Source organism: Halomonas denitrificans (assembly GCF_003056305.1).
Lineage (GTDB): Bacteria > Pseudomonadota > Gammaproteobacteria > Pseudomonadales > Halomonadaceae > Halomonas > Halomonas denitrificans.
Genome location: NZ_PYVX01000006.1, coordinates 38998 through 50913, shown reverse-complemented (window position 1 = coordinate 50913; position 11916 = coordinate 38998). Strand labels below are relative to the sequence as shown.

11 protein-coding genes are annotated in these 11916 nt (G+C 69.0%); 4 read left to right on the top strand and 7 right to left on the bottom strand.

All coding sequences use genetic code 11. The features are described 5' to 3' along the window. Nucleotides 1-3 precede the first annotated feature (3 nt). Nucleotides 4-1119, top strand: coding sequence for an alanine dehydrogenase (gene ald / locus C9F13_RS14490; RefSeq protein WP_108446984.1), 1116 nt, complete (start codon nucleotides 4-6; stop codon nucleotides 1117-1119). A gap of 55 nt (nucleotides 1120-1174) precedes the next feature. Here ald and C9F13_RS14485 read toward each other — a convergent pair whose 3' ends face one another. From C9F13_RS14485 to C9F13_RS14460, 6 genes are all read right to left on the bottom strand, one after another. Then, a complete protein-coding gene (locus C9F13_RS14485; protein ID WP_108446983.1) occupies nucleotides 1175-1561 on the bottom strand; it encodes a RidA family protein in 387 nt (128 codons plus the stop codon). 21 nt (nucleotides 1562-1582) lie between these two features. Further along, on the bottom strand, nucleotides 1583-2350 hold the full coding sequence (locus C9F13_RS14480; RefSeq protein WP_108446982.1) for a DUF3726 domain-containing protein: 768 nt from the start codon (nucleotides 2348-2350) through the stop codon (nucleotides 1583-1585). Next, nucleotides 2347-4098, bottom strand: a complete 1752-nt coding sequence (locus tag C9F13_RS14475; RefSeq protein ID WP_108446981.1) for a hypothetical protein — start codon at nucleotides 4096-4098, stop codon at nucleotides 2347-2349. Before C9F13_RS14475 ends, C9F13_RS14480 begins: the two co-directional genes overlap by 4 nt. Beyond that, the gene (locus tag C9F13_RS14470) at nucleotides 4091-5680 is read right to left on the bottom strand and encodes a BCCT family transporter (RefSeq protein WP_108446980.1); all 1590 of its coding nucleotides are present in this window, start codon (nucleotides 5678-5680) and stop codon (nucleotides 4091-4093) included. Before C9F13_RS14470 ends, C9F13_RS14475 begins: the two co-directional genes overlap by 8 nt. 64 nt (nucleotides 5681-5744) lie before the next feature. After that, nucleotides 5745-6752 (bottom strand): dipeptidase, encoded by a 1008-nt coding sequence (locus tag C9F13_RS14465; RefSeq protein ID WP_211310977.1) that lies wholly within the window; start codon nucleotides 6750-6752, stop codon nucleotides 5745-5747. Nucleotides 6753-6774: 22 nt separating this feature from the next. Then, nucleotides 6775-8217 carry an aldehyde dehydrogenase family protein gene (locus C9F13_RS14460; RefSeq protein WP_108446979.1) on the bottom strand — a complete coding sequence of 481 codons (1443 nt, stop codon included), beginning with the start codon at nucleotides 8215-8217 and terminating at the stop codon, nucleotides 6775-6777. A 112-nt stretch (nucleotides 8218-8329) separates the two neighbouring features. Between C9F13_RS14460 and C9F13_RS14455 the strand changes: the two genes are divergently transcribed. The 3 genes from C9F13_RS14455 to C9F13_RS14445 all read left to right on the top strand — a co-directional run bounded on the left by C9F13_RS14455 (nucleotide 8330) and on the right by C9F13_RS14445 (nucleotide 10831). Beyond that, nucleotides 8330-9223 (top strand): LysR family transcriptional regulator, encoded by an 894-nt coding sequence (locus tag C9F13_RS14455; protein ID WP_108446978.1) that lies wholly within the window; start codon nucleotides 8330-8332, stop codon nucleotides 9221-9223. 110 nt (nucleotides 9224-9333) lie between these two features. Continuing rightward, nucleotides 9334-9786: a universal stress protein gene (locus C9F13_RS14450; RefSeq protein ID WP_108446977.1), complete on the top strand. Its 453-nt coding sequence runs from the start codon at nucleotides 9334-9336 to the stop codon at nucleotides 9784-9786. A gap of 115 nt (nucleotides 9787-9901) precedes the next feature. After that, nucleotides 9902-10831 carry a DUF808 domain-containing protein gene (locus tag C9F13_RS14445; protein WP_108446976.1) on the top strand — a complete coding sequence of 310 codons (930 nt, stop codon included), beginning with the start codon at nucleotides 9902-9904 and terminating at the stop codon, nucleotides 10829-10831. 54 nt (nucleotides 10832-10885) lie between these two features. Here C9F13_RS14445 and C9F13_RS14440 read toward each other — a convergent pair whose 3' ends face one another. Then, entirely contained in the window at nucleotides 10886-11908 is a 1023-nt protein-coding gene (locus C9F13_RS14440; RefSeq protein ID WP_245888794.1) for a LysR substrate-binding domain-containing protein, read from the bottom strand. Nucleotides 11909-11916: the final 8 nt, after the last annotated feature.

The window sequence follows — 11916 nt, the reverse complement described above, 5'->3', positions numbered from 1 at the left end:
CATATGCACATCGCCGTCCCGAAGGAAATCAAGAATCATGAGTACCGTGTGGCCCTGACCCCCTCCGGGGCCCGTGAACTGGCCGGTCGTGGCCACCACGTGACGCTTCAGGCCGGCGCCGGGGACGGCGCGGGCTTTCCGGATGCGGCCTTCGAGGCGGCCGGGGCGCGGATCGAGCACGACGTGGAGGCGCTATGGCGAGACGCCGAGCTGATCCTCAAGGTCAAGGAGCCTCAGCCGGAGGAAGTGGCCCGCCTGTCCGCCGGCCAGACGCTTTTCACCTATCTGCACCTGGCGGCCGAGGAGCGCCTCACCCAGGGGCTGATGGAGAGTGGGGCCACCTGCATCGCCTACGAGACCATCACCGATCGTCAAGGCGGGCTGCCGCTGCTGGCGCCGATGAGCACCGTGGCCGGGCGCATGGCGGTGCAGGCCGGCGCCCACAGCCTGGAGAAGGCTCAGGGCGGCGCCGGTATCCTGCTGCCCGGGGTGCCGGGGGTCGCGCCGGCTAGGGTGGCGGTGATCGGTGGGGGCGTGGTCGGCGAGAATGCCGCGCGAATGGCCCTGGGACTGGGGGCGGAGGTCACCGTGCTGGACACTTCCATCCCGCGCCTCGAGCAGCTCGATGATCGCTATCAGGGGCGCATGAAGACGGTCTATTCCACCGCCGATGCGCTGGAGCAGGTGGTGAGGGAGTCCGATCTGGTCATCGGTGCCGTGCTGGTGCCGGGGGCGGCGGCGCCCAAGCTGATCACCCGCGAGATGCTGGCCGACATGAAGCCGGGGAGTGTGCTGGTGGATGTGGCCATCGATCAGGGCGGCTGTTTCGCCACCAGCCAGGCGACGACCCATGCTGAGCCGACCTACCTGGTCGATGGCGTGGTGCACTATTGCGTGGCGAACATGCCCGGTGCCGTGGCTCGCACCTCTACCCAGGCGCTGACCAATGCCACCTTGCCCTACATCATCGCGCTCGCCGACAAGGGTTGGCGGCAGGCGCTGGCCGATGACCCCCATTTCCTGGCGGGACTCAATGTCCACGACGGCCGGATCACCCATGCGGCAGTGGCGGAGGCGTTCGGCCTGAGAAGCCAGGAGGCCAGCCAGGTGGTGAGCTAATCGACTAGATGGGACGGCGCGAGACGCCGTCCCCGCTTTGGTGGTAGGCCCCTTCTCAGGACGCGGCGGCATCCACGGCCGCGTAGGCGACCATCTCGACCAGCATCTCCTCCCGGGCGAAGCCGGAGACGATGATGGCGGCGCGGTTGGGGTAGGGCTCGCGCACGTACTCGGCGTAGACCTTGTTGACCGTGGCCAGGTCCTCGCGGGCGGTCACGTAGATCAGCACCTGGGTCAGGGCCTCGACGCCGGCGCCGGCCTTCTCCAGGGTGTGGACGAGGTTGTCCAGGGTCTGGCGGGTCTGGGCCTCGATGCCGCCCTGGACCACCTGGCCGTCGGCGCCGATGGGGATCTGGGCGGTGAACAGGATGCCGTTACCGACGACGGCCCATTCCAGGGGCGCCTTGGAGGCGAAGAGGTCGGTGCGTACGGGGTGAATCATGTCGTGGGTCTCGTCTCTGTCTCAGTCGTTATCGTTGGTGCCGGCGCCGGCCCCTTCCCGGGAGGCCTCGGTGGCTTCCACCAGCATGCGGGTGGCGAGGTGCTTGAGGCGTTCCCAGACGGCCTCGTCGACCTCGATGCCCTCGGCCAGGGACCGGTGGCGGCAGGCCAGCAGGTCGGATTCGTTGTGGCGGGCCAGCAGGTCGTAGCGGTAGTCCGAGCGCATCGCCGGCAGCAGGTCGACGTGGTTGGCCATCACCAGGGTGATGCCGTCGTTGGGCTCGTGCTCCTCCGGGACCTCCTTGACCGCGTAGACGCGGATCTCGGGCACCGCGCTGTTGGCCTGGAAGCCGACGACCTGCTCGGTCGGCGGGTGCTCGGCGTTGCGCCAGAAGGCGGTGACGTTCATGCCGCGCCCGGCGAGGCGCGCCAGGTAGCCCATGATCAGCTGGCGGTTGTGGCAGTGGCGAATCTTGATCACCGAGAGGCCGCGCGCCCGGGCCTTGGCGAAGCCGAGCTCCAGCGCCAGGGTGGAGCTTCGCAGAACGCTCTGGCCGTGGCCGTCGACCACTGCCAGGTCGCCGTCCTGGTAGAGGACGCTGGGCAGCTCGTCGGGGTCGTCCTCGAGCAGGAAGTCCAGGCCGCGGTTGAGGGCGGCGAGGCCGCCCAGGCCAAAGCACTGCATCCAGGCGACCATGTCGGCGGCGTCAGCGGCATCGCCCTCCTCGAAGCCCATGCCGATGAACGCCTTGCGGCACAGGCCCTGCAGCTCGTTGTAGGACGCCTTCATGATGTCTCTCCTACCTCGTGTCGTGGTGCGTGCCTGATCCCCTCGGGCTCCAGCGGGAAGCTCCAGTCGTCGACCTCGGCTAGGTCCCGGGGCTCGGCGTTGAGCTCCTCGACCAGGGGCGCGCCCTGGAAGAGGGTGATGCGCACCCAGCGGTCGGACTTGGGATCGAAGCGCCCGGCGCCGAAGAACGCGAGCTTGGTGCGCAGCAGGTGCATGGGCTTCATGTCGCGATGCCAGAGGTTGGCGCGGATCTCGCCGTAGGGCGTCTCGGCCATGGTCTGGATGCGCCGCACGATGTCCTTGTGGCGCGGATGGGCGATCAGGAACTCCACCACCAGGGCGCGGGGGTTGGCCTCGAGGAACTCGGAGAGCACGCCGTGGGTGTGGTGGACCCGTGGCGCGATGGCCAGCGGCAGCTCCTTCTCGGCCCCCGGCTCGACGCCGCGCACGCCGAGCCGCGGCTCCTCCTTCTCGGCGGAGCGGTACCAGAACCAGTAGCGCGCCTCGGGCGCCTCGAAGTCCTCGGCCAGCGCCCAGTCGTAGTGGGTCTCGATCAGCTGCTTGAGGCGCACCAGCGGCATGTCCGGGGTCAGCTCGAGGCGCTCCTCGGTGCCCATCTGGTCCTCCAGCGGGTCGACATGCTCGGGGTAGAGCTCGATCAGCAGGGTGTTGACCAGCTCCTGGGCTTCCAGCGGCAGGGTGCGCGCGCTCCAGGCCACCAGCTGCGGCCACAGGGTCTCCTCCAGCGGCACCTCCTCGAGCCAGGCGATCACCTCGGGCAGCGCCGCGACCACGGCGGCGTTGCGCTCGCCCTGTTCGGCGTCCTCGGTGACCGTCTGGTCGAGGTGGCGCATGGCGCGGCGGGTCAGCGCGATCAGCCGCTGGCGACGCTCCTCGTCGGGCGCCTGGCCGAGCACCAGCGCCAGGGCGGTCTCGCGGCAGGTCACCCACTGCTGGATCAGCTGGGGGTGGTTGATCAGGAAGGGCGCCATGCCGAGCCCGGTGGAGTTGCCGATGCCCAGGTAGCGGCGCAGCTCGGTGCCTAGGGGCACCGCCCGCTCGGGGGCCTGGCAGCGGGCGATGTGCTCCACCTGCTCGATGGAGAAGTGGCGCAGCAGGTAGACCGCCAGCATCTGGGCCGAGAAGGGACGGTGGAAATCGGGGTTGTCCTGCAGGCGCACGAAGTCGGCGATGCCGAACTTGCCGTTGCCGTAGACCGCCGTGGTCCGGTAGAGGTAGCCGACCCGGGTCAGCCAGGCAGGCTCGGGCTGCTGACCGGAGGAGAGCGCCTCCACGAAGTGGGCGAAGTTGCGCAGGCTGCGGTTGGCGCGGGAGAGCACCAGCAGCCGCGGATGCTGGCGACCGGCCTCCTGCAGCGGCACGTTGGCGGCCATCTGCTCGAGCAGGGCGTCGTCGACGTCGCCCTCGACGACGCCGAAGGTGACGTCCCAGGCCTGGGCGATCACCCGGTCGGAGCGCTGATCGTCGGCCAGCTGCTGGGAGAAGATCACCCCGTGGTAGCGGCCCTGGGGGGTCTGCAGGCGATAGATGGCGACGCCGTGCCCCTGCTCGTTCAGGTCGAAGCGCGCGGTGCTGATCTGCCAGCGCTGGCGCGCCATCTGGCGGACCAGGCTACGCACGAAGCTCAGGCGGCTGGCCGGCAGGCTGCCCAGCCGCTCGAGGTCCATGACCTCGCCGGCGTCACGCAGCGGCACGGTGCCGGCGATCGGGTAGCGGTACTCAAGCATCGCGGGACTCCACTGAGCGGCGGGGGATCAGGCCCTGGTCGCGGGCCATGGCATAGGCGGCCTGGGGGCCGGTCCACAGCGAGGGCAGCAGTACCAGCGAGACCGGAATGGCGGTGATGACGATGAACTGCTGCAGCACGCTGATCTGGCCGGCGCCCATGTAGAGCAGGATGCCCGCCATGATGGCCATGGCGATGCCCCAGAAGGCGCGAATCAGCGAGCTGGGGCGGTCGTGGCCGGAGCCCACCACGGCGATGGCGTAGCTCATGGAGTCGCCGGTGGTGGCGACGAAGATGGTGGTCAGCACCAGGATCGCCACCGCCATCAGGGTGCCGCCGGGCAGTGCCTGGGCCACGGTGAGGGTCGCCACGTCGAACTGGAAGTTGTTGAGCGCCTCGGTGAGGTCGATCACCCCGGTAAGCTGATAGTGGATCCCCGAACCGCCGAGCAGCGTGAACCAGACGGTGGTGGCGATCGGCGCCAGCACGGCCACGGCCAGGATCATCTGGCGGATCGAGCGGCCCCGCGAGATGCGCGCCACGAAGATCGCCATCAGCGGCCCGTAGCCGATGAACCAGGCGAAGAAGAACACCGTCCACCACTGCATCCACCAGGCGGGCGCCGTCTCGGCGGTCATGGTGGCCATCGAGAAGAACGAGGTCAGGTAGGTGCCGAAGCCCTGGGTGAAGGCGTTGGTGAGGAACAGCGTCGGGCCGAAGACGAAGATCACCGCGGCGATGACCAGCGCCAGGAAGACGTTGAAGCGGCTGAGGATCTGGATCCCCCGGTGGATGCCGGTCACCGCCGAGGTGACGTAGACCACGGCCAGCGCGACGAGAATGGCGAGCTGGGTGCCATAGCCCTCGGAGATCCCGAACAGCTCGTGCAGGCCGAAGCTCACCTGGGTGGCCAGAAAGCCGATGGGCCCCACGGTGCCGGCGACCACGGCGATCACGCACAGGGCGTCGATCACGCCGCCGACGGGCCCGCGGATGATCCGCTCGCCGAGGATCGGGGTGAGCAGGGTGCGCGGCTGCAGCGGCTGGCCCTTGTCGTAGTGGGCGTGGGCCAGCACCACCGCGGTCAGCGAGCCGAGCACCGCCCAGGCCAGAAAACCCCAGTGCATGAACGACTGCGCAAGCGCCCCGGCCACAGCGTCGACCGTGCCGGCCTCGCTGTCGAAGGCCGGCGGGGTGACCACGAAGTGGTAGACCGGCTCACCGGCGGCGAAGAAGACGCCGCCGCCGGCCAGCAGGGTGCACATGATGATCGACAGCCACTTGAAGGTGCTGATCTCCGGCGTGGCGAGGTTGCCGATCCGGGCGTTGGCGGCGGGGGTGAGGGCCACGCCGATGCCGATGAAGAAGGTCAGCAGCAGGAGTAGCTGGAAGTAGGAGCCGAGGGTGGCGGCGGTCCAGGCGAAGCCGGCGCCGATGACCTCGGCCACCCAGTCGACGTCGTAGAGCGACAGGGCGATGAACAGCAGGATGAAGCCGACGCTGAGCGTGAGGACGACGGGGTCGCCCAGGCGGTGCTCGCGGCGCGTCGGCGCGGCGGAGTGAGTGGCGTTGTGTTGTGTCATGTCGGTGGCCTTTGCGGTGGGCCCCTGGGGGGCCCTTGTTATTGTCCCGAAGCGCGTGTCGTGATCAGGCGGCCGCCCCCTCGGCCCGGGCCGGCGTGGCGGCCCGTTCCAGCAGCTCGACCCAGTTCTGGCCCATGATGCGCGCGACCGAGGCCTCGTCGAAGCCGCGCTGGCGCAGTCCCGTGACCAGGTTGGGGAAGTCGCGGCTGTCGCGCAGCCAGGCGAGCGGGCGCGGCCAGCCGGCGTTGGCCTGGCTGCCCTCGCCGTAGTCCATCTCCTTGGACCAGCGGCCGTTGCGCATCCACTCCAGCACCGAGGTCGGCTGCTCCTGGCAGAGGTCGGTGCCGATGCCGATGTGCTCGATGCCCATCAGGTCGGCGGTGCGCGCGATCATGTCGCAGTAGTCCTCGAGGGAGCAGTCCGGCCCGTTCTTCAGGTGGAAGGGGTAGGCGGAGAAGCCCAGCAGGCCGCCGGACTCGGCGATCGCCTCGAGCACCTTGTCCGACTTGTTGCGCCTGGCCGGATGGAAGGAGCTCGGGTTGGCATGCGAGATGATCACCGGCCGCTCGGAGAGCTCCACGGCCTCCAGGGTCGAGCGCTCGGCGCTGTGCGACATGTCGATGACCATGCCCACCCGGTTCATCTCGCGGATCACCTGGCGACCGAAGCGGGTGATGCCGCTGTCCTCGGCCTCGTAGCAGCCGCAGGCCAGCAGGCTCTGGTTATTGTAGGTCAGCTGCATGATCAGCAGCCCCAGGTCGCGCATCACCGCGACCATGTCGATGTCGTCCTCGATGGGCGAGCAGTTCTGGGCGCCCAGGAAGATCCCCACCTTGCCGGCCTGGCGGGCGCGCTCGATGTCGCCCGCCTCCTTCACCGGCATGATCAGGTCGCCATCGGCCTCGAAGCGGCGGTTCCACTCGCCAAGGCGGGTCAGGGTCTCGCGGATGTTCTCGTGATAGACGAGGGTGGCGTGGACGGCATCGACGCCGCCCTCGCGCATCTGCTCGAAGATCTCCCGCGACCAGTTGGAGTACTGCAGGCCGTCGACGATCAGCAGCTCTTTTGACATGACGCTCTCCTCAGGCCTCGGCTCAGCCGGCCTTCACATAGCAGGTCTTGACCACGGTGTAGAACTCGCGGGCGTAGCGGCCCTGCTCGCGGGGACCGAAGCTGGAGTCCTTGCGGCCGCCGAAGGGCACGTGGTAATCGGTGCCGGCGGTGGCCAGGTTGACCATCACGCAGCCGGTCTCGGCGCGGGCCTTGAAGTCGCTGGCGAGCTTCAGGGAGTCGGTGATGATGCCGGCGGTGAGGCCGAAGTTGGTGTCGTTGAGGGTGGCCACGGCCTCCTCGTAGTCGCGGACCTTGATCACGCAGGCGATCGGCCCGAAGACCTCCTCGCGGTTGATGGCCATGTCGTTGGTGGTGTCGACGAACAGCGTCGGCGCCATGTAGAAGCCGTCGGTGTCGCGCTCGAGGCGCTCGCCGCCGAAGGCCAGGGTGGCGCCGTCGGCGCGGGCGCGCTCGACCCATGCCAGGTTGGACTCCAGCTGGCGGGCGTCCACGGCGGGGCCGATGTGCACGCCGTCTTCCAGGGCGTGGCCGACGCGGACGGTCTCGAGCTTCTTGATCAGCTTCTCGACGAAGGCGTCGTGGACGGCCTCGGTGACGATCAGGCGCGAGGAGGCGGTGCACTTCTGGCCGGTGCCGGAGTAGGCGCCGGCGAAGGCGGCCTCCACGGCCAGGTCCAGGTCGGCGTCGTCGGCGACGATCAGGGCATTCTTGGAGCCCATCTCCAGCTGGCACTTGACCAGGTTGCCGGCGGTGGCGGCGGCCACGCGGCGGCCCACGTCCAGTGAGCCGGTGAAGCTCAGGGCGTGGATGTCGGGGCTGGAGATCAGCGCATCGCCGACGCTGGAGCCCGGGCCCATCAGCAGGTTGAAGGTGCCGGCGGGCAGCGCCTGGCGGCTGATGATCTCGGTCAGCGCCCAGGCGCTGGCCGGCACCAGGTTGGCCGGCTTGAAGATCACGGCGTTGCCGAAGGCCAGTGCCGGGGCGATCTTCCACACCGCGGTGGCCATGGGGAAGTTCCAGGGACTGATGATGCCCACCACGCCGACCGGCTCGCGGCGCGTGTCGACCTCGACGCCCGGGCGCACGGAGTCGACCCGCTCGTCGATCTGGCGCAGCACCTCGGCGGCGTAGTAGTGGAAGAACTGCCCGGAGCGATAGACTTCGCCCACGCCCTCGGCCAGGGCCTTGCCCTCTTCGCGGGCCAGCAGGCGGCCGAGCTCGTCCTTGCGGGCGATCAGCTCGTCGCCGATGGCCATCAGCACGCCGTAGCGCTGCTCCAGGCCGCTCTTGCGCCACTCGTTCACGCCGCGCTGCGCCGCGGCGATGGCCTCGCCGACCTGATCGACGCCGGCCTGGGCGTAGTGGCCGATCACGTCGCTGGTGTCGGACGGGTTCACGTTGGCGATGCTGTCCTGACCGTCGACCCAGCGGCCATCGATGTAGAGGGAATGAACGTGTGACATGGAAACCTCCTTAGTGACGTTGGCGTCATCCTAGGTGAGAGTCCAAGATAAGGATAATCAATAAAAAAGATCCGATGATCAGGTTTTCTTACCATGAGGAGAGGAGGTGGCCATGCTGCCGGAGCTGAAGATTCAACCGCTGCGCTGCGTGCTGGCCATCGTCGACGAGGGCGGCTTCCACGCCGCGGCGCGCCAGCTGCACCGCACCCAGCCGGCGGTCTCCATGGCGGTGCGCGAGCTGGAGCAGCGGCTCGGCGAGCCGCTGTTCGAGAAGGGCGGCAAGGCGACCCTCACGCCCTTCGGTCGCTACTGCCTGCCGCGCTTTCGCGAGCTGATCACCCAGCACGACCGCCTGAGCCGCGAGCTCTGGGCGCAGGTGCAGAAGCAGGCCGGGCACGTCGACATGGCCGCGGTGCCCTCGGTGGCCAGCCGGCTGATGCCGCAACTGCTCAGCGACTTCATCCTGCGCTATCCCGACCTCAAGGTGAGCCTGCACGACGGCAGCGCGGACTTCGTCCGGCGCCTGGTGGCCGGCGGGGAGGTGGAGCTGGGCTTCACCAGCCTGTGGCGGGAGGACGACGAGCTCTCCTTCATGCCTCTGATGCGCGACGAGGTCGGGGTGGTGTGCCGGGACGACCATCCCCTGGCCGAGCGGGCTGAGCTGGGCTGGGAGGCGCTGCAGGGCCAGGTGCTGATCCGCAACGGCACCTCGCGGCTGCTGGAGGGCACCGAGGCCGAGCCGCTGCTGGAGGAGAGTGCCTTCGACATTTCCAACATGATCTCGCTGACCGCCATGCTGGTGGCGGGGATCGGCATCACCACCCTGCCGCGGCTCGCCTTCCCCCAGGAGTACGAGCGGCTGCGCTTCATCCCGCTGGTGGACCCGATGGTGGAGCGCGAGCTGGGCCTGCTGCGCCCCGGGAAGCGTAGCCTCTCCCCGGCGGCCCAGGCCATGGAGGCCTTCGTCATCGAGTCGCTGCGCGCGGAGACGCTCGCCGTCCCCTGAGGCCAGGGCGCGTCGCGTATATCGTGGTTTGCCGAACTGAGGGTAGCGTCTAGTCTGAGGGTAAAGGGCCGGTCACGGCCCGCTTCCCACCCGCACAGGACCGACCCGTCATGTATACCTCAATCCTTGTCCCCCTCGATGGTTCCTCCCATGCCGAGAAGGCGCTCGGCGTGGCGGCCCAGCTGGCTCGCGGCGCCGGGGCGACCCTGCACCTGATGACCGTGGCCGAGTTTCCGCCCGACAACATCGGCCTGTTCACCGGCGGCACCGCCGAGCCGTTCTCCGAGGAGGATCGCGAGAAGCTGGCCGCCGGCATGAAGGAGGAGGCGGGCAAGGTCATCGACAAGGCCCGTGCGGCGGTCGACCTCGAGGGCATCGAGGTCGAGGAGGTGGTGCGCCAGGGGCGTCCGGCCGAGTGCATCAACGAGGCGGCCGAGAGCCTCGGCGTCAATGCCATCATCATGGGCAGCCGCGGGGTCAGCGACATGCGCGGCATGGTGTTCGGCAGCGTCTCCCACAAGGTCAGCCACACCGCCGGCTGCACCGTGATCACCGTGACCTGAGTGAATTGGCCTTTGGGGCCGGCGCCCTGCGTCGGCCCTTAGCGCGGCGAGGCTCGCTCGCGCTACCGCCCCTCTGTTCGCCGCCTCTCCCTACCTCCCAAGAAGGAGCTCCTGCGTGGCCGGCAGCAGCCTACTGACCCTGATCGACGATATCGCCACGCTGCTCGATGACGTCTCGCTGATGACCAAGGTGGCGGCCAAGAAGACCGCCGGCGTGCTGGGCGACGACCTGGCGCTGAACGCCCAGCAGGTCACCGGCGTGCAGGCCGACCGCGAGCTGCCGGTGGTCTGGGCGGTGGCCCGCGGCTCGCTCGTCAACAAGCTGATCCTCATCCCGGCAGCGCTCGCGGTCAGCGCCCTGCTACCCTGGGCGGTCACCCTGCTGCTGATGCTCGGCGGCGCCTACCTCTGCTTTGAGGGCGTCGAGAAGCTGGCGCACAAGTTCCTGCATGCCAAAGAGGCGCAGGAGGAGCACCGCCAGCGTCTCGCCGCCGTGGCCGACGAGACGGTCGACATGCGCGCCTTCGAGGCGCAGCGGATCAAGGGGGCGGTGCGCACCGACTTCATTCTTTCCGCCGAGATCATCGTGATTACCCTGGGCACGGTCGCCGGTGAGCCCCTGGGGATGCAGGTCGCGGTGCTGATCGGCATCGGCCTCTTGATCACCGTCGGCGTCTACGGGCTGGTCGCGGCGATCGTCAAGCTCGACGACCTGGGGCTCTACCTGAGCCGCCGCGAGGGGCTGTCGGCGCCGGTCGGGCGTGGCCTGCTGGCCGGCGCGCCCTACCTGATGAAGGCCCTGTCGGTGATCGGCACCGTGGCGATGTTCCTGGTCGGGGGCGGCATCCTCACCCACGGCATTCCCGCGCTGCACCACCTGGTGCAGGGCGTGGCCGAGGCCCGGCTCGACGTGCCAGGCCTCGATGCCGTGGTCCACGGCCTGGGGCCGTCGCTGCTCAACATGCTCTTCGGCCTGCTGGTCGGCGCGCTGCTGCTGGGCGCGGTGACCTTGGGGCAGCGGCTGCGGGGTGTTAGGGCCGGGTGAGGTGAACCCATTTGGGAGGCGATTTTTTCGTCGCCGGCTTTTGGCAAGGCGACGTCAGGGGGCGGCATCTCTCGAGTGGACCTGGCATTCGTCGCCATGCTGATCGTCCAGCAACCAGTCGCGAAAGGTACGTGGTGCGGCACGCAGATGGCGGTGTTGCGGAGTCAGCAGCGAGAGGGTGCCGGGGCTTGGCAGTGACTGAGGCAGCGCCTGTACCAGGGTGCCCTGACGCAGATCGGCTTCGAGCAGCTTGGCCCAGCCGAGGGTCACACCCTGGCCGGCCAGGGTGGCGTTCATCAGCAGCTGAAAGCTGTTGGCTCGCAGGCGGTGGGCCGGAGGGTGCCAGTCGAGCCCCAAGGCGCGATACCAGGCCTCCCAGGTCAGCCAATCGTTATAGTGGTCCTCGACCACCAGCAGGGTGTGGTGCGCCAGCAGGTCAGCCGCGTCGTGGATCGCGCCATGGCGCTCCAGATAGGCGGCACTGCACACGGCGATGACCTCCTCGCCGCCGAACAGCGGTTCGGCGAGGAGGCCGGGCGGGTCGACTTCGCCCTTCAGGTGGTAGTAGAACGCCAGGTCGAACTCGTCGAGATTGAGGCGGTAGGGGTCCTCGACGGTCAGGATGCGGATTTCGATCTCGGGATGGGCACGCTGGAAGTCGGGCAGCCGCCGTGCGAGCCAGTGGGAGGCGATGGTCGGGCTCGATGCCAGGGTCAGCTGGTGATCGTCACCGTGGCGGCGCAGCCGGGCGGTCTCGTCACCCAGCTCGCGCAGCAGGCGCTGAACCACTCGGAAGTAGTGCGCGCCGGCCGGCGTCGGCCGCAGCCCATCGGCGGTGCGTTCGAACAGCGGGCGCCCCAGGTCCTTCTCGAGGCGCTTGATCTGGCGGCTGATCGCACTCTGGGTCAGGCTGAGCTCGCCGCCGGCCTGGGTGAAACTGCCGTGCCTGGCGGCCGCCTCGAAGGCGCGCAGGCACGTCAGAGGTGGCAGGGCGTCGCGACTCGGCATGGAGGTCTCGGTGCAGGGCAACAGGGCGTTGCCCCCGAGGATACCATGCTCGCTTTGGTGCCCCGTCATGCCAGGCC